Consider the following 21,033-nt stretch of genomic DNA (forward strand, 5'->3'; position numbering starts at 1 on the left):
GACGACAGACACCGCTCGGGGCGAAAAACGCTTGCCCAGCGAGCAAAATCAGGCGATCTTGAAGTCAAGCGGCAGGCCACTTGGAGAATGTCGGATCGATCTGACCGGCAAATACCATCACCGTCACGCAATTTCTAAAATTCTCTAACAGATCGGCCGGTCTAGGAGAAGCAGGGGTTTCCGTACTGCATGTCTTTGTCGTAAGCGGCACAAATTTGCGACATGATTTTCGACAGATAGGGCTCGCAGACGATTAACGCTTGCAGGGTTTGATCGGGTAATGAAGCAACAGGCGATAGCCGCCGCGCATCATCTTGATGCCATGCGCAACTAGGCGGCGGGCCTTGTTCTTGCGCGGGTCGTTCTCAAAATCCTCCTTCCTGCCGCGAAAGCCGAGCAGGACTTTGGCGATTGTGCGGTAGCTTTCGCCGCGGAACCGTGCGTCGAGCGCACGCAGGGACAGGATGTGCCATTGCCGGAGCTGGGCGGGGATCGCCCGGAAGTCGGGACCGGGCGCGCGGCCATTGAGGGACCGCCAGAATCGACGGACAGCGTGAGCGCGCAGCTCCAGAAAGGCGTCCATCGGTAGCGTGACGGCGTAAAACGCGGCGGTGTCCGGCACGGCCACGGGTAGCCAGAATTGATGCGCAACGCCGTCCGCCTGCCAGATGCCGTGCCAGCCATCGGCAGCGAGGCGCATATCGAGGCCGTCGAGATGCGCCAACGTCAGACTATCGGGCATTCGACGCTACCTTATGAACGCTTTCTGGCGCTCCTCCGGCAGGCGTCGGTGACCGCTATCGCTGATGTCAGGACCGCCCCGTTCTCGAGGCATTTCCCGCATTTCAACAGGGATAGCCTGCGCGACGAACTGCGTCAGGACAACGTGGCCTATGTGTTTCTCGGCGAGGAATTGGGTGGTCGTCCGAAAGGCCAGCGGTTCTTTTGCGATGGGGTGGCCGACTATGAGAAGATGGCCGAGACGGCCGATTTCGCGCGAGGGCTGGAACGCGTCATCGAAGGGGCGAAAAAGTACCGGATCGCCATGATGTGTTCGGAGCATGATCCGCTGGATTGCCACCGCTGCCTTCTGGTCGGTCGGGCGCTTCACGAGCGCGGTGTGAAAGTCCGCCATATCCTGAGTGACGGCCAGATCGTCGATCATCGACAGATCGAGGAGAAGCTGATGGAAATGTCCGGCAAGAGCGACATCGATCTTTTCGAGCCCCCTGCGAAGCGGCTCGCCGCTGCATATCGGGACAGGGCGATGAGGGTTGCGTTCTCCGAGAGACCAGACAACGCCCGAAAGACAGCGGCGGCGGAGTAAGAGACTTTGAGTGGTGTCAACCTGGCGACGATCGGCTTTACAAAAACCACGGCAGCGAAGTTCTTTGACCGGCTGAAAAGCGCCAGTGTCAAAAAGGTGATCGACGTTCGCTTGCATAACACGTCGCAACTCGCCGGTTTCGCGAAGGCCGATGATCTGGCATATTTTCTAAAGGAGATTTGCGGTGCGCAATATGTTCATCAGCCACTCCTCGCGCCGACGGACGATATTCTGAAAGCGTTCAAGCGCGACAAGGGCGATTGGGCTATCTACGAAGACTCGTTCATGCGGCTGATGGAACAGCGCAAGATCGAAGAGCGGCTCAAGCCGTGGATGTTCGAGGGCGGATGTCTGCTCTGTTCCGAGGACAAGCCGCACCACTGCCATCGGCGACTCGTCTGCGAATATCTGAACACCAAGTGGGACGGCACGCTGAAAGTCCGCCACCTCTGATCTCGTTGGGGCACCGCGCTGTCATGCCCATCGTTGGGATTGACTTGCGATCCGCTTCAGCGCCGACAGGCCCATGAGGCCTCCGCCGACCAGACAGAAAATTATGCGCCAGATATCGGATGGCGCGGCATGGCGCGTGATGCCGTGAACCGGCGCATAGCCTGCGATCGCGGCGGGTGCGGCGAAGACGAACGCCACGGCGAGACGCAGGATTGGCGGACGCACCATCATGAACAGCACGATCAGCAGACCTTAAACGGCAGCGACAGCCACCGCCCCGACCTGCGCTACAGCTGGCAAACAAAGCCTCCCTCTCTGCGGAGCGCCTTGAAGGCACATGATTTTATGTGCTACACTCATTAAATCATGGGTGACTGACGCTGTGACATACGACGACTTCATCGCCGAATTGAATAAGGCGGGGCTGACTGTCCGGCGCTTTGCGGATCTTTTGGGTATGCAGCCGAACTCGGTGTCAAACAACAAGAAGAAGGGCGAGATACCGATGCATCTTGCTGTGATCGCCAGCCTTCTCGCCGAAATGACACACCGGGATATCGATTACGATCCTATTTTCGAGCGCCTGGGACCCGGCAGGAAAAAGCCGCGTGGCGCAGCCAGGTCCGGCAAATTTGCCGGCGATCCGCAAGGGATGCTGGAGCTGGACAAATGATCGGCCGTTCGGCCTGTATAACAGCAATGTTTTTGATTTGTTCTCGCACCCGTGATACGAATGCCTGTCCTATGAGCGCGAGGAGGTGAAGCATGGCAGATAGCTTCGCCTCGCATTGGCGGGAGGCTCTCGCTCTCGATCGCCGCACGGCGCCCGAATTTTACACGTCCCCCTCTGATGTGGAGCCGGGACCACATGCGGATGCGGTCCGTTTCGCCTTGTCCAATCTCGGGCTGGCGGCCGTCTTCTGCATCGAGGGCGTTCCCACGGTCGGATTTTTGGACGAACCGGATGTCTCGCTTTCCCGCATCGACGAACTGCACCGGGTTCTCTGGAATCAGGGCCTGATGAGCCTGCTGCTCGTCCTCAAGGAGGATGAGTTGGTTGCCTATTCTCTCGTCCAGAGGCCGTTCCAGCGTCAGGAAGGCCAGCGAAACGATCCTCGGCTGATCATGACGCTTTCACTGCTGTCTGATGCGTTGAAGCTACGGGAACTGATCGATTCCACTGAGTCCGGGCGGTTTTGGTTCGAGAACGACACATTCTTCGACCCCGATGATCGCGTCGACAGCGTGTTGCTGTCGAACCTGCTGGAAGCCTTTCGTGACATGCGCGGCGACCTCGGTGGCGAGGCAGCCCAAGCATTGCTGATGCAGACGATGTTTATTGCGTATCTCGAAGATCGCAAGATCATCAAGGAGGCCGTGTTCCGGGATGCCTCCGACAAGACATGTTCCAGTCTTGCGGAGATGCTGGAGGCGGATTCCCCGACCTATTTCGAAACACTGTTCATATGGCTGAAGGACGCCTTCAACGGCAACCTCTTCAACGCGCCTTGCGCCTTCGAGACAGGCGATACGACGCCGCCGAAGCTGGCGGTGCGGCATCTTCGAATCTTGGCGCGCTTCCGGCACGGACGGGAGGAGATGGTATCCGGCCAATTCCGTCTATGGGGCTACGACTTCCGCTACATGTCGATCGGCCTCATCAGCGCGGTCTATGATCGCTTCCTGAAGGAGGAGGCCGAGAAGAAGAGCGCCGACGGCGCATTCTATACGCCGATGTTCTTGGCGGATGTCGTCGTCAACCAGCTCTGGGACGATCTAACCGACGAGCAGCGGGCGAAGGGCCTGTTCTGCGATCCGGCATGTGGGTCGGGAATTTTTCTTGTGCGGCTGTTCCAGCGCCTCGTTGCTCATCATTGCCGGATTAAGAACAAGCCTCATGCCACGTGGAACGAGTTGAAGTTCATTGCGAGACGCCTGCATGGAGGGGACATCAATCCCTCTGCTGTGCGTGTGGCTGCGTTCTCGCTATATATCGCGTTGCTGGAACAATCCAATCCGCCCGATCTGCCGGCGCTTCTCAAAGCCGGGAAGCTTTTGCCATCGCTCTACGGCGATACGCTGCTCCCGGCATCCGATTTCTTCGCGGTTGCGGATCTACAGAAATTCGATGGGGTAGTTGGCAATCCACCCTGGAAGGGGCGGAGTGGTCAGATCACAACCGCTCAGACGTGGGCAAAGTCCAATGGATATCCCGATCCTGCCAAGGATATAGCCTGGGGCTTCATCTGGAAGGCTTTGAGAGTCGTCAAGCCGGACGGACTCGTCGCGTTTCTTCTGCCCGCGATGGGTGTCCTGCACAACACCTCGCAAGAGGCTCAGCATGCGCGGCGGAGGCTTCTTCGCGATGCGCGCGTGCGACGGATCGTCAATCTGTCGGACCTTTGCTTCCAGTTGTTCGACGGCGCACAGCGGCCGACTGCGTTTGTTCTCTACGCACCAGCGGGTAGCGACCAGCGCCCCTATCGCTTCGAATATTGGGTGCCCAAAGCCGATCTCAATCTCCGCCTCAAGCGCATGATGACCTTGTCGCGCGCGGACCGTCTTCGTTTACGATCGGATCTAGTGGGCGAGGACCCGACGCTGTTCAAGCGCCGGCTCTGGACGCGCGGTCCAGAGGAAGCGCTACTTCAATATTTGCGGACAATTCCTTCTCTGAACACCTTCATCAAGGAATATAAGGAGGTCCGCAAGGCCAAGGCCACGGTCGATCGAAAGACTGACTGGGTCATCGGGCAAGGCTTCAAGCCCGCTATGGAGGATCGGCTGGACGATCCCGCCTACGATACAACCACGGCGGAAGTCGTTACCCGTTTTCCGTATTTGAACGCCCGTGTCTTTCGATCGATAGCTCTTCCGACGATCAAAAACAGTGCGTGGTCAACGGCAATTGTACATCGCGCTGGGTTTACCGAGGGGTTTGCTGGCCCGCACATTCTGATTCCACAGGGTGTCGAACGCTCAATAGGGCGCGCCCGTGCGGCGTATTGTGAGCAGAGCCTTGTATTCCAGGATTCCATCCAGGCAATCGCTTTCCCCGACGCGGAAAAGCGATCGGCGAAGGTCCTGACTGCTGTTCTCAACAGCAGTCTGGCGGCCTGGGTCTATTTCCACGATACGGCAAATCTCGGCGCCGACCGTGCCAAAGTTCACCAGGGCGAATTGCTCAAGCTACCGTTCGCTGCACCGGAAAATATGCCCGACCCCGCGAGAGCGATGATCGCGGAGGAGAAGATCGTCCAACTCATCGATAGGGAAATAGCGAAGGCCGACGAGTTGCTTTCGGTGCAGTCGGACTCCCTCGATGAAATCGATCAGTTAGTCTTCGATTATTACGGTCTGGACGCGCATGAGACCGCTTTGATCGACGATACCTTCCGTTACGTAATTCCGGCGATGCAACCCCGGCGTAGCGCCGGGCTACAAAAGATCTGGGCTAGCAGCAGACACGAACACCGTGCCGATTATGCCGCCATGCTTTGCGAAGCCCTCGCGCCCTGCTTCCAGCAACCGATCCAGGCATCGCTCGCCGCGAAGTCTGGTGACGTCGCGATCCTAAAACTGACAATCAACGCCACGAGTGATGAATACAGGGAGGAAGCCTCTTTCGAGGCCGGGCAATTCCTACAGTCAATCCAAGCGCATCTGCCGGTGCGCTTGCCTGGAAACGTGCAGGTGGTGCCGGATCTTCGTTTCGTAATCGGAAGCGACATGTATCTGGTCAAGCCGATGCAGCTCCGGCACTGGCTGAGGTCGACTGCATTGGCGGATGCGGAGCAGATTGCGGCGGAGTTCACTGCCGTCATTGCCCGTCACGGTCGAACCGGTGGTGATTATGCTGGCCGGTAGTCTGGATGAGTGGCTCCCACATTTTCGAGGTCTGGAAGAGCGCATAGCCGACGCGGTCGAAGCCGCCTGGCCCGTCTGTATTAAGCCGCTTCAATCGAAAAAGAATGCGATGACGCACGAGGATCACATCACCGAGCACCTCGTGCAATCGCTGATCCGAACGAAGTTGGTGCCGGGACGGATCATCTATCAGTACACATTGCTAGCGGAAGATGCGGGCGGCAACGTATCGGCGCCAAGCAATATCGACTTCGTTCTAACCGTGGGTGACGACGAGGACGTCTATCTGGCCTGCGAATGCAAGCGGCTGAATGTCCCGTACAAGACAGGGGTACGCGCGCTGGTCGGCGAATATGTCGATGAGGGCCTGATGCGGTTCGTGACCGGCCAGTATTCTAGTGGCCTGCCATTAGCGATGATGCTGGGTTACGTCATGAATGCGAAAACAGATGTGGCGCGGCGTGGTGTAGGGAGGATTATGGCCCTGCGTTCGACTGCGATAGGTCTCCAGTCCGAACGCGATGCTGCTATCGTCAGCGGTCGGCCGCTTCGCTTTCATACAACACACGCTTGCGTGTCAGGGCATGTTATCGAAGTCGCCCATACTCTATTGGCATGGCCGTAGATCGACAGCATCGGATAAGATGAATAGGCATCCGGTAACGGACTGTCGCGGCCGGTAGGCCCGCAGCTATCATGAGCAATCGCCGTTCATGGCGAGTGTCACGCTGACTGATCCGTCGCACGGTGCGAACTAAAACCTACTAATTCCGCGTCCCTGCTCCATGGCCTTGCCGCAAACACTGAACTCGAGCGACGGAAACCACCCAAAGGCAGGCCCTAGAGGGCTATAGCGTAGACATAGTTCTCATCATCGCCCGGTGCGGCGCGCCATTCTCCCCTAATCGTTGATTGCTGGTTCTTCGAAACGGACAGAGAATCTCCCGTGCTGCGGCGGATGGCGAGAATGTCAGCGAGAAATTCACCAGCGAACGATAATCCCTCTCTCGCAAGCTAATCTCTACGGTGAAGGTGACATCGGCCAAGGCTGCCTAGGTCAAGCACCTGCTCCATAGTTTTATCGGGGCGGAGCCGCAGACTTCCTGAGCGAACAGGACCAATAGACTAGCTGTGTGCGAACATGCTCGGGACGAAAGCCAAGTCCGATGAGGCGGCCGGTCAGCCGGGGCAACAGTGGCGATCGGGCAATCAGGCGCATGAAGAGAGGAGGCTTCGGACTTCGTGCGCTGTCTGCCTCACCCGCACGCTTTCGGCTGCGCATCATCAGTTGTAGTTTTTGGGTCGCTCTGGTTGGAAAGGCGCGTCGGCGCTGCACGGCCTCCAGCAAGCGCGTTTTCATTCGTCCTTCGCGCAAGGCTTCAGCCAGTAGGTTGGCCGTCGCTATAGCGTCCTGAATAGCGAGGTTCACACCAACGCCGCCAATCGGCGACATGGCGTGTGCGGCATCCCCGATAAACAACAGGCCGGGTTTCCACCACGTCTTCAGGCGGTCGATCCGAACGCTCAGCAGATGCACGTCATCCCAAGAGCGGATCTCCTTGAGGCGGTCCGCAGGCAAAGGTGCGACCTCAGCGATCCTTGCGCGAAGCGTACCAATTCCGCCGTCCTTCAGCGCGTCGACGGTCCCCTTGGTGATGATGTAGCCGCACTGCCAGTAGTCGCCCCGGTCGATCAGAACCAGCCCCTGTCGCGGGCCGGCATGGCTCATCGCTTGCTGGGGATCGCCGGCCTCTTTCGAGACCTTCATCCATAGAATATCTGTGGCCGCGCCAAAGCTCTGAACCTCAAGTCCCGCAGCCTTGCGGGTGGCGGAATTGCGTCCGTCGGCACCGATTACGAGATCGGCATCAAGAACCAGATTGCGGTCGCTCTGGCGAGCATTCACGCCGACAACTCGACCTGCTTCCCAACGGAGCGACGTTATCTCGGTCGACATCAGCAAGCGGAAGCGCGGAAATCCCGCTGCCTTCCGTGCCAGAAAATTCAGGAAATCCCATTGGGGCATGAAGGCGATGAACTTGGCGCGCGTCGGCAGTTTGGAGAAGTCTGCGATCGTGACCTTGCGTCCTTCGATCTCAGCGTGGAGCTGATAGGCTTTCTGATGGGGAAGCGTGAGAAGTTCGTCGAGATAGCCAAGCTCGTGCATTGCTTCGAGTGTCGAAGGATGGATGGTATCTCCACGAAAATCGCGCAGGAAGTCCTGGTGCTTCTCGATGACCGTTACGTCGACCCCGGATCGGGCCAGAAGGAGTCCGAGCATCAGGCCGGCCGGTCCCGCCCCCACGACGACGCAGCTCTGGCTCCTTTCCAGATTGGAATAAAGGTATCTCAACTCCATACCTCCTGTCGTTTCGAGGCTAGTGGAGGGGCTTATCCGTATGATCTGTCGCCGTGCTGCAGCAATAGGGCGCGTCGTCCCCATCGCTTTCGCCTTCGGCGACCCGCTTGATCACCTTTTCAAGGTCTTCCAGTTGAGCGATCTTCTCCTCGACGGAAGCGAGCTGTTGTTTTGCGATACGGAGTGCCTCGGGCGAACGCGAGGCCGAGACGTCGGCTAGATGAAGCAGATCCCTGATCGCATCGATGTCAAACCCGAGATCCCGCGCCCGGCGAATGAACAGTAATCGTTTGACCGCATCATGATCGTAGCGTCTCTGATTGCCCTTGTTCCGCAAGCCCTCGGGCAAGAGACCGATCTGCTCGTAATAGCGGATCGTTGGAATCTTGACCCCCGTGATCTGGGAGAGTTCGCCGATGCCCAGGTCCATGGCTGTTGTCCTTTCTGAAGGGTGGTGCGAGTTCATGAATGGGTTTTCCGAGCGCGATGTTCGCCGTTGCTACGATTGGTTCCAGCCGGGCAAAGCCGCCCGTCAAGTTTGACGGACGGCTTCTTCGACGGGAGGGATCAGTAGCTCTCGGCTGGTATCAGGGGGCGTGAAGACGTGCCGTCGTCACGTTCGTCGTCGGTCGACTTCGCCCCCTTGAAGCGCAAGAGCCGGAGCGCATTCAGCGTCACGATCGCGGTGGCGCCGGTATCGGCGAGGACTGCGATCCAGAGGCCGGTGATCCCGAGGACGCTGGTGACGAGAAACAGGCCCTTCAGCGCCAAAGCGAAGACGACGTTCTGATGGATGTTGGCCAATGTCGCACGGGACAGCGCCACAAGATGGGCAACGTCCGTCACTCGGCTCTTCAGCAGGGCGGCGTCCGCCGTCTCGATTGCCACGTCGGTTCCGCCGCCCATGGCGATCCCGACATCGGCAGTTGCGAGCGCAGGGGCATCGTTGATACCATCACCGACCATAGCCACCTTGGTCGTTCGTTTCATCTCGTTCACGAGATCGAGCTTGTCCTGTGGCAGAAGCTCGGCGCTCCATTCGATACCAAGACCCTTGGCGATCGCCTGAGCGGTGCGCCGATTGTCGCCTGTCAGCATCACGGAACGAACGCCCATCGCTTTTAGTCGGGCAACCCCCTCGTGTGCGTCTCGCCGCGGTTCGTCGCGCAAGGCGATCAGGCCAATTGCTTCCCGCGTTCCCTCATCAAAGAGGATGGCAACGGTGTTGCCGCGGTTTTCGAGCTCTTCGATTGCGCTCTGCTCGTGCTTACCGATCACTGCCACGTTCGCGGCATGGCTCGGGGAGCCAACGGCAAGGTGGCGCCCGGCGACCGTGGCATGGACTGCCTTCCCGGCCGTCGCAGAGGCGTCCTGCGCCGGAGGGATCGCGATGCCGGAAGCCTCTGCTCGGTTGATGATCGCCTTGGCAAGCGGATGACTGGAACCTGTCTCGACCGCTGCCGCCAATGCGATGACGTCCTTCTCCTCGTTCTTGCCGAAGGCCACCGTTTCGGTGACGCGCGGCTTGCCCTCAGTCAGCGTCCCTGTCTTGTCGAACGCGATAGCGTTCACCTTGCCGATGGTTTCGAGGGCGTTGCCGCCCTTGATCAGCAGGCCGCGGCGGGTGCCGACGGCAAGGCCCGAGGCGATCGCCGCGGGCGTCGAGAGAACGAGCGCGCATGGACATGCGATCAGCAACAGCGCGAGGCCGCGATAGATCCAGGTGTCCCAATCGCCGCCCATCGCCAGTGGCGGCGCGATGACGATCAGCGCAGCGATCAGCATCACAGCCGGGGTATAGTAGCGGCTGAAATTCTCGATGAAACGTGCGGTAGGAGCCTTGGCGGACTGAGCCTGCTCGACGAGCTGGATGATGCGCGAGATCGTGTTGTCGGCAGCGGCCTTTTCGACGCGAACCTTGAGAACGCCATCGACATTGATGGACCCGGCATAAATGCTCTCGCCCTTGGCTTTGGCGCGCGGGACCGATTCTCCGGTGATGGGCGATTCGTCGAGGCTGGAAGTGCCTTGGACGATCTGTCCGTCGGCCGGCACTCGGTCGCCGGGCCGCACAAGAACAAGGTCGTTCACGCGCAAGGAAGTCGCCGGGACGCTGCGCTGAGCGCCGCTGGGATCAAGCAGAATTGCGGTCTTTGGCACCAGCGACGCAAGGGCCTTTATGCCGGCGCGAGCGCGTCCGGCTGCAACGCTTTCAAGCAGCTCGCCGACCGCGAACAGAAACACCACCGCAGCCGCCTCTTCGGCCTCGCCGATCACCAGGGCGCCGATCGCGGCCACACTCATCAGCGTCTCAATCGAGAACGGCGACCCTGACGTCGCGAGGGCAAACGCCTTGCGGGCGAATGGCAGGACGCCTGCGACGACGGCGAGTGCAAAGATCCACTCTGCATAGAGGGGGATCAACTGAGCGATGAGGTAGGCCGAGCCCATCAGCAGACCGAGGCCGATGACGTGTTTGCCCTTGCGAGTCTGCCACCAGCGTTGATTGCGCATGGCCGGCGCGGGCGCGACGTCCATGGCGGAGTCGGATGTGGGCGAAAGCTCGCGTGTGTTGGACACCCCGAAGCCGAGGCCCCTGATGGTTTTTTCGATGTCGGCAACCTTGGTGCCCGAGCCGGGAGCCAAGGTCAGTTCAAGCATTTCGGTCGTGAAGTTCACGCGAATACCGGAAACATCGGGCATCCGTGCAAGGGCAACCTCGATCTTGCCGACGCAACTCGCGCAATCCATACCCTCGACCCGCATCGAGACATTGGGCGGCGATGCCGGATCGGTGCGCGAGACCGGCGTTTGTTCGACCTGACCATGATCGTGGCCACCGCAGTCGCTGTGATCATGATGATGCGCATGGTGGTGATCGTGCCCATGATCATGCTCACCGGAGCAGCCGCTGTGGTCATGCCCGCTGTGCGCTTCGGAATGCCGGGCGGGCGTCGATGGAATGACGGCGGGCGGTAGCTCGGTCACATCGAAGCCGAGCGTGCGGATCTTCCTGGCGATGTCGTTCGACGTCGTTGTGCTGGCCGTATCGCGGGAAAGCTGCAGCGTCTCAGTGGCAAAATTGACGGTAACGTCAGTGATGCCTCCCAGACGGTTCAGCGCGGTCTCGATCTTGCCGACGCAGCTTGCGCAATCCATGCCCTCGACGCGAAAGCCCAAGCGCTCACCGCCGCTAGGTGCTGAAAGTCCCGATGTCATTCCGATCTCCTTTCTCACCATGCGGTGGGCGCGTGCGCAGGCCTCGCATGGCCACGAAAGGAGTCAATACCACGATTGAACAACTATTCAAGCGTATGTTGATAGTGTCGGCTTTTGCGGTTTCAGATCACTCCTCGGCGTGATCCTCGGAGATGTGCGTCGCCATGTCGTGGAGAACCTGACGGACATGCTCGTCGGCAATCTCGTAGAAGATCTGCTTGGCCTGGCGCTCGCCCTTGACGAGACGGGCACCGCGCAGCAGGCGCAGATGATGGCTGACCAGGGACAGGGACAGGTCAATTTTCTCCGCGATCTCGCCGACCGAAATCGGACCGGGCATGCAGCTCAGGAGGATTTTCAGCCGTGAGGGATCGCCGAGAAGCCGGAAGGTTTCCGCCAGGATCGTAACCTCGTTCTGCGAGAGCGAGGAATGGTCGAGGTGGCTGTGTGTCTCTGTTGCGCTCGGGGTTGCGGCCTCGGCCTGCTTTTCGACCCGTTTCGGTTTACCGGCAGTCATCAGCGATTTTCACCTGTGTCTTGAGGCGGTTCACGCCCGTTTGATGGCAACGTGTCGGCCACGTCGATTTGTCTCGTCCAATCTACCGGAAGGCTACGCGATCTCAATGCGCAACAGGCCCGATACTTCCAGATCAGCGAGTCGGAGGGATCGTAGCCGGCGGCACGTCAGTCTTCATCGGCTGATGTCGTCCTGCGTTTCGGAAATTTCCACCCCGAGCAAGAACAGCCTTGACCTTACAAGCGCTGGAAGCCGCACGCTGACGGCAATCCACTCTTCCGGGAGGCAGTTTGACGGTCTGCCGGAAGCCAATCCACATCTAAAGCAAGAAGGGCAAGGACATGCCAGAAGCCAACACGCCACACATCCTCATCTATACGACGCCGACCTGCCCGGACTGCCACGCACTCAAGCGTTGGCTGGCCCAGCAGGGCCTCGCCTATGAGGAGCGTGACCTGACCGACCCCAAGATCGCCGAGGAGGCAAAGGCACGCACGGGTGTCAGGGTCGCTCCTATCACAATCGTAGGGTCAGAAGTTTTCTACGGAACCTTCCCAAGCCAAAAGCCGGGACTCGTCAAGGCTCTAGGTTTGACCGGGAGTGCATGATGACGAACAGGTTCGTTGATATTCGGCAGGCACGGGTCAGTCTGGAGGTCCAGGAGGGACAAACCATCCTCGATGCAGCACTTGCCGCAGGCATACCTTATCCCCACGGCTGCCGTTCCGGCCGCTGCGGCTCGTGCAAGTCACGTCTGATCGAGGGCGAGGTGGAACTGCTCCAGCATTCTCGCTTCGCCCTCAGTGAGGAAGAGAAGGCCGACGGCCTGATCCTGGCATGCCGTGCGGTGCCGCAGACCGATGCGGCAGTCGCTTGGCTGGGCAGCGATGACGATGATGCGGTTGAGGCTCCTCAACGGGTGGAGGCCATCGTGTCCGGCCTCGATGACCTTACCCACGACATCAAGCTGGTGCGGATCTCGCCTGTGGATGGCTCCCCGTTGCTCTTCACAGCCGGACAGTATGCCCAGGTCGGATTCGATGGTGTGCCCGCGCGCAGCTACTCCATGGCCAATCGCCACGGCGACGACAGCCTCGAATTTCACATTCGCAAGGTTCCGGGGGGCGTCACGTCACAGCACGTCCATGACGCGCTGAAAGCCGGCGACAAGGTGACGCTCGAATTTCCGCTAGGCTCCTCCTACCTCCGTCAGCATCATTCCGGCCCGATCCTGTGCGTCGCCGGCGGTTCCGGTCTGGCGCCGATCAAGTCGATCGTGGAAACAGCCCTTGCACACGGCATGAAGCAGCTGATCCATGTCTACTTTGGCGCACGCGGCGCGCGCGACCTCTATCTTGTCGAGCATTTCGAGGCGCTGGCGGACCGTCACAACAACCTCAGCTTTACGGCTGTCCTGTCGGATATGCAGGCAGCACGCCATCGGCATGGCTTCGTGACCGATGCGGTGGCCGAGGATCTCGCCGACTTCGACGGATGGAAGGCCTATGTTGCAGGTCCGCCTCCGATGGTCGATGCGGCGATGGACGTGGTTTTTGCGCGGGGCCTGCGTCCCGAAAACATGCACGCCGATGTTTTCTTCACGCCGGAAGAGCAAGTGGCGGCAGCGACGGTAGAGTAATCTGCCGCGGTCCGAACCCGCCAGTGACAAAAAGCCAGCCGCGAACGACTTCGCGGCTGGCTTTTCATGAGCCGTTTCAAACTTGACAGCCTGACCCGGTATGGGCGACCTCGCAGAATGCCCCAAATTTGGGGATCTGCGAGGCGATGTCGCGCATGCGGTTCTTATTGCCCGCGCGCGGTGAGCCATTCCTGCATCATGGCGATCTCGCCTTCCTGGGCGGAGATCACGTCCTCGGCCAGTTTACGAACCTCAGGGTCGGTGCCGTATTGCAGAACGACCCGCGCCATGTCGATCGCGCCTTGGTGGTGCGGGATCATGCCGCGCATGAAGTCGATGTCGGCGTCGCCGGTGAAGTCGACTGTCATGTCGGCGTGCATACGGTTATTGGCTTCGATGTAAGCCTGTGTGGAAGGGTTGTCGGAGGCCGGCATCGAGTGACCCGGCATGTCGTGGCCTTGCATTGGGGTATCCGTGTTCAGTTGGCTTTGTGCGATGGCGAGGCCGGCGCTGATGGCGAGTGCGCCGCCAATGAAGATCGGGGTCAGCTTGTGCATGATCTTGCTCCTGTTCAATTCACGGTCGCCGGATATCCAGCCTCTTCGAGAACCTGCTGAAGGGCTGCCGGGGTTGCGGTCGTCTCGACCTTGACCGTCCGCTGGGCGGGGTTGGTGTCGATCTTGGCGGTCGGATCGACCGACTGGATCGCCTTGGTGACGGACTTAGCGCAACCGCCGCAGGTCATGCCTTCAATCTTGAGTTCCATGAGCTTTCTCCTTTGGGTTCGGTTCTCATGGTCCTCAAGTTGGGGTTTCCAACGATGGTAAGGTCAAGAGGAAACGAAAAGGAATTTTTACCCTTGACCTTCCTATCGTTGGAAGGAGCATATCAGTGTCCGAACTCGAATTCTGACTTAGAAAGGAGGCGGCAATGGATGCCCCTGTTCGAGCTGCGGACAAGACGAATGCAGCAATTTCCCTGCCTATCGAGGGCATGACCTGCGCATCCTGCGTTGGCCGTGTCGAGCGCGCCCTGAAGGCCGTCCCCGGTGTCGCCAATGCGGTGGTCAATCTGGCGACCGAGAAGGCTAGCATCACGACGAACGACACAGTTGATCGCATAGCGCTCGTCAAGGCTGTCGAAAATGCTGGCTATGAAGTGCCGGCCAGCTTCAGCGCCCCGAAAGCTGCCCTCCTTGAGGTGCCGATCGAAGGCATGACCTGCGCCTCCTGCGTGGGGCGGGTGGAAAAGGCCCTCAAGACCATCCCCGGCGTTGCCAATGCCGTGGTCAACCTTGCTACCGAGAAAGCCAGCATCACGACGAACGGCCCGGTAGACCGGGCGGTCGTCGTGAAGGCCGTGGAGGACGCAGGCTACGCGGTTTCGGCAAGTTTCACCGCACCGACGGCGGCTTCGCTTGAGGTCGCGATCGAGGGCATGACCTGCGCCTCCTGCGTGGGACGTGTCGAAAAGGCGCTCAAGGCCGTGCCGGGCGTCACCAACGCCGTCGTCAACCTCGCCACCGAGAAGGCCACCGTCCAGGGAACCGCCGAGGCGGCGGCTATCGTCGCAGCCATCGCGAACGCGGGCTACGAGGCCAAGGTGATCGCGGCGGCGAGCGGGGCGGGCCAGGCCGAGGTCGATGACCGCGCCGAGAAGAAGGAAGCCGAACGCCGGGAACTTACCCGCGATTTCACCATCGCGGCGGTTCTGACCGCTCCGGTCTTCATCCTGGAGATGGGGTCGCACGTCATCCCCGGCGTCCATGGTCTGATCGAATCGACGATCGGGATGATGAACGCCTGGTATCTGCAATTCGTGTTGACGACCGTCGTGTTGTTCGTTCCGGGTATCCGCTTCTACGACAAGGGACTTCCCGCGCTCTGGCGCCTCGCGCCTGACATGAACTCTCTGGTCGCTGTCGGCACGTTGGCAGCATATGGCTATTCACTCGTCGCGACTTTCGCCCCCGGCTTCCTGCCCGCAGGCACAATCAACGTCTATTACGAGGCCGCTGCAGTTATCGTTACGCTGATCCTGCTCGGCCGGCTGCTCGAAGCCCGCGCCAAGGGGCGCACTTCGGAAGCGATCAAGCGGCTGGTCGGCCTTCAGGCCAAGACCGCGCGTGTCCGCCGCGACGGCAAGACGGTCGATCTGCCGATCGATTCGGTGCTGTCCGGTGACATCGTGGAGGTCCGCCCCGGCGACCGTATCCCGGTCGACGGCGAGGTCATCGAAGGCGAAAGCTATGTCGACGAATCCATGATCACCGGCGAGCCGATCCCGGTGTCCAAGACGAGCGGCAGCGAGGTCGTGGCCGGAACCGTGAATCAGAAGGGCGCCTTCGCGATCCGCGCAACGGCGGTCGGCGGCAACACGGTGCTGTCGCAGATCATCCGCATGGTCGAGGAAGCACAAGGCTCGAAGCTGCCGATCCAGGCGCTGGTCGACAAGGTGACGATGTATTTCGTGCCGGCCGTCTTCGCCGTCGCCGCGCTTACCTTCGCGACCTGGATGTGGTTCGGTCCGTCGCCCGCGCTCACCTTCGCGCTGGTCAACGCCGTCGCCGTGCTGATCATCGCCTGCCCCTGCGCCATGGGCTTGGCGACGCCGACCTCGATCATGGTGGGCACCGGCCGGGGAGCGGAGCTGGGCGTGCTGTTCCGCAAGGGTGAAGCGTTGCAACTGCTGAAGGATGCCAAGGTGGTGGCCGTCGATAAGACTGGCACACTGACCGAAGGCAAGCCCGCTCTGACCGACCTCGAACTGGCCGCCGGCTTCGACCGGACGACGGTGCTGGGCATGGTCGCGGCCGTTGAAGCCAAGTCGGAGCACCCGATTGCCCGTGCGATCGTGGATGCGGCCGAGGCGGAAGGCATCGCACTGCCCGCCGTGTCGGACTTCGCATCGGTGACTGGCTTCGGCGTGAAGGCCGCGGTTGACGGCAAGCGAGTTGAGATCGGCGCCGACCGTTATATGGTCGAGCTTGGTCATGACGTGTCGGGCTTCGCCAAGGTTGCCGAACGTCTCGGCAACGAAGGCAAGTCACCGCTCTATGCCGCGATCGACGGCAAGCTGGCGACGATCATCGCCGTGGCCGACCCGATCAAGGAAACGACGCCGGCGGCTATCAAGGCGTTGCATGACCTAGGCCTGAAGGTCGCAATGATCACCGGCGACAACAAGCGCACCGCCAAGGCCATCGCGGCTCGCCTGGGCATCGACGAGGTGGTGGCAGAGGTGCTGCCGGACGGCAAGGTCGACTCGATCCGTCGGCTCAAGGCCGAGCATGGCAAGGTCGCCTTCGTCGGCGACGGCATCAACGACGCGCCGGCGCTGGCCGAGGCGGATGTGGGTCTCGCCATCGGCACCGGCACGGACATCGCCATCGAGGCGGCGGATGTGGTGCTGATGTCGGGCAGCCTGACTGGGGTGCCGAACGCCATCGCGCTGTCCAAGGCGACGATCGGCAATATCCGGCAGAACCTGTTCTGGGCCTTCGCCTACAACACGGCCCTTATCCCGGTCGCCGCCGGTATGCTCTATCCGGCTTACGGCATCCTGCTGTCGCCGGTCTTCGCCGCCGGCGCTATGGCGCTGTCAAGCGTCTTCGTCCTCGGCAATGCGCTGCGGCTCAAGACCTTCAAGGTCGCGAACTGAAGAACCAGACAGCCGACCCTATATGAAGGGTCGGCTGTCGCACCACACGGGAGATTGTTCATGAATATCGGACAGGCAGCGAAGGCATCGGGCGTTTCGGCCAAGATGATCCGCTACTACGAGCAGACAGGTCTCATCCCGGCTGCTGATCGGAAGGACTCCGGTTACCGCGACTATTCGGATACCGATGTCCACATGCTGCGCTTCATCCGGCGCGCGCGCGACCTCGGTTTTTCGGTGGCCGAGATCGGTGACCTGCTCAACCTCTGGCGCGACGAATCCCGGCAGAGCGCAGAAGTGAAGCGCTTAGCGCAGGGCCATATCGACGCGCTGGAGAGGAAGATCGCGGATATGCAGGACATGGCCCACACGCTCACCATGCTGGTGAACGCCTGCCAAGGGGATCATCGGCCGCATTGCCCGATCCTACAGCGCCTTGAGACCGATCAGGACGATGAAGATCTTTCGATCCGGCCTCGGTCCGGCGCGGTCAATCGCTCGCTGCAATAACCGCATGCCCAAGCAGCCTTTCGGCTGCGAGGGCGCAGAGCGAGGACCTGACCCGGTGCGTCCCCGCCAAAATGGCGGGGACATTGCGTTTCAGGCTTGCGGTTTGCGTGCCGCTTGCCAGAGCAACGGCACGAGGATCAAGGCGATCGGCGGAAACAATAGCCAGTTGATTGCCGCCCAGCCCGAGTTGTGCAGGACGCTGCCTGCCAGAAACGAGACGGCGGCGGTCGTGCCGAAGATCATGAAGTCGTTTGCGCCCTGCGCCTTGGCGCGCTCGCCCGGCGTATGGCAGTCCGTGACCATCGCCGTCGCTCCGATGAAGCTGAAATTCCAGCCAATCCCCATGATGGCCAGAGACCCCCAGAAATTGATTAGCTCAAGCCCGGCCAGCGCGACCACGGCCGAGACGGCGATGAGCAGCATCCCCGCAGCGGTGACCCGCTCCTTGCCGAATCGTGTCATGAGGCGGCCGGTTACGAAGCTCGGCGCGAACATCGCCAGAAGATGCCACTGGATTCCGAGCGCTGCGCTGTCGACCGAATGTCCGGTGTTGACCATCGCGACCGGAGCCGCCGTCATGACGAAAGCCATGAGGCCGTAGGAGACGACGCCGGCCGCGACGGCAAGCATGTAGCGGGGCATCATGAGGATCTGGATCAGGGAACGGCCGGAGCTTTCCGACGTGGATTGCGAAGCGGATTGCGGCGTGCGCAGCATCAACAGAATCGGGATCGACAACAACGGAAGCGTCGCCTGGCTGAGGAAGCTGCCGACATAGGGGGCGCCGGGGAAGGAATCGCGTGTCCAGATGACGAGCTGCGGACCGATGACAGCCGCGATCAGCCCGCCGACCATCACCCAGGAGATTGCTCGTGCCTTCAAAGCGCCTTCGGCAGCATCGGCGGCAGCGAAGCGATAGCTTTGGACGTAGGAACCGTAGAGACCGGCGGTAAAGCAGCCGACGCAGAACAGCAGGAACGACGATACGAAGATGCCAAATGCCGCGATGAGTCCCGCTGCAAGACCGAACAATGCGCCAAACAGATAGCCGCCACGGCGTCCCCAGGCGCGCATGACGAAGGCGGCGGGCAGCGTGCCGATTGCAAGTCCGAGACCGAAGAGACTGACCGGCAGCGTCACCCATGCGGGGTTGTCGGCAAGCTGCTGGCCGACCAAGCCGCCGAGCGACATGACGATCGGCGCGCTCGATCCTCCGAGCGCCTGGGCGGCAGTAAGGACGGTGATGTTGCGCCGGACAGTTACCGTATCGTCCATTGGAACTCCCACGATTATTTGCTTCGACGTTGACATGCCGGCAAAACTCTTGGGTTTTGCGGGAACGAAACCTTTCCTGAAACGTATATATACCCATACCGGGTAGGGGTAGCTGGATGTGCAACAAAAATTCCAAGCAGATCATCGCGTCGCTCAACCGGATTGCTGGCCAGGTTCGTGGCGTCGGCCAGATGGTCGAGGACGAGCGATACTGCATCGACATTCTCAACCAGATCCACGCGGTTAAAGCCGCCCTCTCGAAGGTGGAGAACCAGGTGTTGCGATCGCACGCCGCCTGCTGCGTCGAGGAGGCGATCGCCTCGGGCGATGCAGATCTTCAGCGCGCCAAGTTCAATGAGCTGGTGGAGGTGTTCGCGAAAGCGAAACTCTAGATCGAAGGGATCAGACTATGGCGACCTATGCAGCCAAACGCGCCGAACTTCATCGAATGGTGATGGAAAACCATACCTGCCCCTACGGGCTGAAAGCCCTCGATCTGCTCAAGCGGGAGGGCTACGAGGTCGACGATCACCATCTGACAACCCGCGCCGAGACGGACGCCTTCAAGGCAAAGCATAATGTTCAATCGACGCCGCAGACCTTCATAGGCGGCAAGCGGATTGGCGGCTACGATGATCTCGTCCGGTTCTTCGGCGGCAAGGTCGAGGATACGGATGCCGTTACCTACAAGCCGGTGATCGCGCTGTTCGCGATGGCTGCCCTAATGGCTTTGGCTGCGAGTTGGGCGGCGTTCGGAAACCTCGCGACGGTCCAGGCCGCCGAATGGTTCATCGCCATCGCGATGTGCCTTCTCGCCCTTCAGAAGCTGAAGGACGTGGAAGGCTTCGCGACCATGTTCCTGAACTACGACCTTCTGGCGCAGCGATGGGTCCGATATGCCTACATCTATCCCTTCGCGGAGGCGCTCGCCGGTGTCCTGATGATGGCTGGCGCCCTGATGTGGGTGTCGATCCCCGTCGCGCTGTTCATCGGCGGCATCGGCGCGGTCTCAGTGTTCAAGGCTGTCTATATCGACAAGCGCGAGCTGAAATGCGCCTGCGTCGGTGGCGACAGCAACGTGCCGCTTGGCTTCGTGTCGCTCACCGAGAACCTCATGATGATCGGCATGGCGGTCTGGATGATCTTCAAGCCGATGGGCCTTGGACACTGACAACTGCGAAAGGACGATCAAATGGCGAGCGACCACACGGCTCATGGCGGGCATTCGGGGAATAGCCACGGCTCCCATGGCCGTCCCTATCTGTTGTTCTGGATCAACATGATCCTCGGCCTCATTGTGATGTATGTCGTGATGTTTTCGATGATCGACGGCTGGGGCGACTTCCGGAACAACCTGAACATGCTTTACATGGCGATAACCATGTGGGCGCCGATGGGCATCTTCATGCTGGCGACAATGTCGGTCATGTTTCCGAACCGCAGCGTGAATATTGTCCTTTATGTCGTCTTCGCCCTCCTGACGGCCGGTTCCTTCTGGGCGACCCGAAGCCAGGCGCTGATTGATGACGGCCAGTTCATCGACTCGATGATCCCGCATCATTCCGGGGCGATCCTGATGTGCCGTGAGGCGAAGCTCGCTGACCCGGAACTGAAGACGCTGTGCGAGGCAATCATCGGGGCGCAGCGCGAGGAGATTAGCCAGATGGAGAGCATCCGAAGCCGATTGTAGGCGTCGAGGGCACCGGCAGACAAACACCTCATGTCTAGCCGACCTGTAACGAGCCGATCTTGCAACACGGCTATCGAGAAGCAGCAAACATTGCTGCAAGCAAGTGCTTCGGCTTGGTGGTGTTGCGGGAAAACTCAGGACTCATGAGTGGCGAGCAATGCCGTCGATTTGCGGATCGCTCTCTCTTTCCTCACGCGCATGGGAGAGCATGTCGAGCAGGACGTCACCGACATGCCTGTCGGTGACCTCATAGAACATCTGCTTCGAGTGGCGAACGCGCGTTACCAGCCGTGCGCCGCGGAGAAGGCGCAGATGGTGGCTAACGAGTGACTGGGATAGCTCCAGCGCCTCGGAAATATCGGTCACGGATTTCGGACCGTCTTCGCAGTGCAGGAGAATCTTCAGCCTGCTGGGATCACCCAGCAGGCGGAAGGTTTCAGCTAGAAAGTTCAGCTCTTGGGAAGAAGGGGCCTCTGCGGTATTCATGTAGAACCTTCCCGATCAACTGAGTGAGCCA

Annotated in this window: 22 protein-coding genes; 12 read left to right on the forward strand and 10 right to left on the reverse strand. The window is 60.3% G+C overall.

Annotated elements, in window-relative coordinates; translation table 11 throughout:
* Window positions 1-253: 253 nt before the first annotated feature.
* Complete coding sequence (locus ACFOMH_RS17385; RefSeq protein WP_377746097.1) at window positions 254-724, reverse strand: DUF2285 domain-containing protein; 471 nt, start codon at window positions 722-724, stop codon at window positions 254-256.
* On the opposite strand from ACFOMH_RS17385, the gene ACFOMH_RS17390 reads away from it, so the two are divergent.
* Together ACFOMH_RS17390 and ACFOMH_RS17395 are read left to right on the forward strand one after the other, a co-directional pair.
* Complete coding sequence (locus ACFOMH_RS17390; protein ID WP_377746099.1) at window positions 716-1,327, forward strand: DUF488 domain-containing protein; 612 nt, start codon at window positions 716-718, stop codon at window positions 1,325-1,327. The two genes, ACFOMH_RS17385 and ACFOMH_RS17390, sit on opposite strands and share 9 nt — an antisense overlap.
* 6 nt (window positions 1,328-1,333) lie before the next feature.
* Window positions 1,334-1,780: a DUF488 domain-containing protein gene (locus ACFOMH_RS17395; RefSeq protein WP_377746101.1), complete on the forward strand. Its 447-nt coding sequence runs from the start codon at window positions 1,334-1,336 to the stop codon at window positions 1,778-1,780.
* Window positions 1,781-1,801: 21 nt separating this feature from the next.
* On the opposite strand, the gene ACFOMH_RS17400 is transcribed toward ACFOMH_RS17395, so the two are convergent.
* Complete coding sequence (locus ACFOMH_RS17400) at window positions 1,802-2,020, reverse strand: hypothetical protein (RefSeq protein WP_377746102.1); 219 nt, start codon at window positions 2,018-2,020, stop codon at window positions 1,802-1,804.
* 142 nt (window positions 2,021-2,162) lie between these two features.
* Between ACFOMH_RS17400 and ACFOMH_RS17405 the strand changes: the two genes are divergently transcribed.
* The 3 genes from ACFOMH_RS17405 (at window position 2,163) to ACFOMH_RS17415 (ending at window position 6,272) form a co-directional block, all read left to right on the forward strand.
* The gene (locus ACFOMH_RS17405; protein ID WP_377746104.1) at window positions 2,163-2,453 is read left to right on the forward strand and encodes an XRE family transcriptional regulator; all 291 of its coding nucleotides are present in this window, start codon (window positions 2,163-2,165) and stop codon (window positions 2,451-2,453) included.
* A gap of 92 nt (window positions 2,454-2,545) precedes the next feature.
* On the forward strand, window positions 2,546-5,647 hold the full coding sequence (locus ACFOMH_RS17410; RefSeq protein ID WP_377746106.1) for an HsdM family class I SAM-dependent methyltransferase: 3,102 nt from the start codon (window positions 2,546-2,548) through the stop codon (window positions 5,645-5,647).
* Window positions 5,604-6,272: a hypothetical protein gene (locus ACFOMH_RS17415; RefSeq protein ID WP_377746108.1), complete on the forward strand. Its 669-nt coding sequence runs from the start codon at window positions 5,604-5,606 to the stop codon at window positions 6,270-6,272. Before ACFOMH_RS17410 ends, ACFOMH_RS17415 begins: the two co-directional genes overlap by 44 nt.
* Before the next feature lie 453 nt (window positions 6,273-6,725).
* Here ACFOMH_RS17415 and ACFOMH_RS17420 read toward each other — a convergent pair whose 3' ends face one another.
* The 4 genes from ACFOMH_RS17420 to ACFOMH_RS17435 form a co-directional block, all read right to left on the reverse strand.
* Window positions 6,726-8,000, reverse strand: a complete 1,275-nt coding sequence (locus ACFOMH_RS17420) for an FAD-dependent oxidoreductase (RefSeq protein ID WP_377746109.1) — start codon at window positions 7,998-8,000, stop codon at window positions 6,726-6,728.
* A 25-nt stretch (window positions 8,001-8,025) separates the two neighbouring features.
* Window positions 8,026-8,436, reverse strand: coding sequence for a MerR family transcriptional regulator (locus ACFOMH_RS17425; protein ID WP_272019961.1), 411 nt, complete (start codon window positions 8,434-8,436; stop codon window positions 8,026-8,028).
* A gap of 137 nt (window positions 8,437-8,573) precedes the next feature.
* On the reverse strand, window positions 8,574-11,225 hold the full coding sequence (locus ACFOMH_RS17430) for a heavy metal translocating P-type ATPase (RefSeq protein ID WP_272019962.1): 2,652 nt from the start codon (window positions 11,223-11,225) through the stop codon (window positions 8,574-8,576).
* Between the two features lie 127 nt (window positions 11,226-11,352).
* Window positions 11,353-11,742 (reverse strand): ArsR/SmtB family transcription factor, encoded by a 390-nt coding sequence (locus ACFOMH_RS17435; protein ID WP_272019963.1) that lies wholly within the window; start codon window positions 11,740-11,742, stop codon window positions 11,353-11,355.
* 341 nt (window positions 11,743-12,083) lie between these two features.
* On the opposite strand from ACFOMH_RS17435, the gene ACFOMH_RS17440 reads away from it, so the two are divergent.
* Together ACFOMH_RS17440 and ACFOMH_RS17445 are read left to right on the forward strand one after the other, a co-directional pair.
* Entirely contained in the window at window positions 12,084-12,350 is a 267-nt protein-coding gene (locus tag ACFOMH_RS17440) for a glutaredoxin family protein (RefSeq protein WP_080620526.1), read from the forward strand.
* Window positions 12,347-13,381, forward strand: coding sequence for a 2Fe-2S iron-sulfur cluster-binding protein (locus ACFOMH_RS17445; protein WP_272019964.1), 1,035 nt, complete (start codon window positions 12,347-12,349; stop codon window positions 13,379-13,381). The genes ACFOMH_RS17440 and ACFOMH_RS17445 overlap by 4 nt, the downstream gene beginning before the upstream one ends.
* A 164-nt stretch (window positions 13,382-13,545) precedes the next feature.
* Here ACFOMH_RS17445 and copM read toward each other — a convergent pair whose 3' ends face one another.
* Window positions 13,546-13,938 (reverse strand): CopM family metallochaperone, encoded by a 393-nt coding sequence (copM, locus tag ACFOMH_RS17450; RefSeq protein WP_272019965.1) that lies wholly within the window; start codon window positions 13,936-13,938, stop codon window positions 13,546-13,548.
* A gap of 14 nt (window positions 13,939-13,952) precedes the next feature.
* Entirely contained in the window at window positions 13,953-14,147 is a 195-nt protein-coding gene (locus ACFOMH_RS17455; RefSeq protein WP_272019966.1) for a heavy-metal-associated domain-containing protein, read from the reverse strand.
* A 164-nt stretch (window positions 14,148-14,311) separates the two neighbouring features.
* Here ACFOMH_RS17455 and ACFOMH_RS17460 point away from each other — a divergent pair, with 164 nt between their 5' ends.
* Together ACFOMH_RS17460 and cueR are read left to right on the forward strand one after the other, a co-directional pair.
* Window positions 14,312-17,041, forward strand: coding sequence for a heavy metal translocating P-type ATPase (locus ACFOMH_RS17460; RefSeq protein WP_272019967.1), 2,730 nt, complete (start codon window positions 14,312-14,314; stop codon window positions 17,039-17,041).
* Window positions 17,042-17,101: 60 nt separating this feature from the next.
* Window positions 17,102-17,551 carry a Cu(I)-responsive transcriptional regulator gene (gene cueR, locus ACFOMH_RS17465; RefSeq protein ID WP_272019968.1) on the forward strand — a complete coding sequence of 150 codons (450 nt, stop codon included), beginning with the start codon at window positions 17,102-17,104 and terminating at the stop codon, window positions 17,549-17,551.
* 90 nt (window positions 17,552-17,641) lie between these two features.
* On the opposite strand, the gene ACFOMH_RS17470 is transcribed toward cueR, so the two are convergent.
* Window positions 17,642-18,826, reverse strand: coding sequence for an MFS transporter (locus ACFOMH_RS17470; RefSeq protein WP_272019969.1), 1,185 nt, complete (start codon window positions 18,824-18,826; stop codon window positions 17,642-17,644).
* 116 nt (window positions 18,827-18,942) lie between these two features.
* Here ACFOMH_RS17470 and ACFOMH_RS17475 point away from each other — a divergent pair, with 116 nt between their 5' ends.
* Genes ACFOMH_RS17475 through ACFOMH_RS17485 form a run of 3 tightly spaced genes read left to right on the forward strand, consistent with a single transcriptional unit; the run spans window position 18,943 to window position 20,516 of the window.
* The gene (locus ACFOMH_RS17475) at window positions 18,943-19,218 is read left to right on the forward strand and encodes a metal-sensitive transcriptional regulator (RefSeq protein ID WP_064790834.1); all 276 of its coding nucleotides are present in this window, start codon (window positions 18,943-18,945) and stop codon (window positions 19,216-19,218) included.
* Window positions 19,219-19,235: 17 nt separating this feature from the next.
* Window positions 19,236-19,997, forward strand: a complete 762-nt coding sequence (locus ACFOMH_RS17480; RefSeq protein WP_272019970.1) for a glutaredoxin family protein — start codon at window positions 19,236-19,238, stop codon at window positions 19,995-19,997.
* Window positions 19,998-20,018: 21 nt separating this feature from the next.
* Window positions 20,019-20,516, forward strand: a complete 498-nt coding sequence (locus ACFOMH_RS17485) for a DUF305 domain-containing protein (protein WP_272019971.1) — start codon at window positions 20,019-20,021, stop codon at window positions 20,514-20,516.
* A gap of 141 nt (window positions 20,517-20,657) precedes the next feature.
* Here ACFOMH_RS17485 and ACFOMH_RS17490 read toward each other — a convergent pair whose 3' ends face one another.
* On the reverse strand, window positions 20,658-21,002 hold the full coding sequence (locus tag ACFOMH_RS17490) for an ArsR/SmtB family transcription factor (protein ID WP_272019972.1): 345 nt from the start codon (window positions 21,000-21,002) through the stop codon (window positions 20,658-20,660).
* Between the last annotated feature and the right edge of the window lie 31 nt (window positions 21,003-21,033).

It is taken from the genome of Paracoccus mangrovi, assembly GCF_042648425.1.
In the GTDB taxonomy this organism is placed as follows: Bacteria; Pseudomonadota; Alphaproteobacteria; order Rhodobacterales; family Rhodobacteraceae; genus Paracoccus; species Paracoccus mangrovi.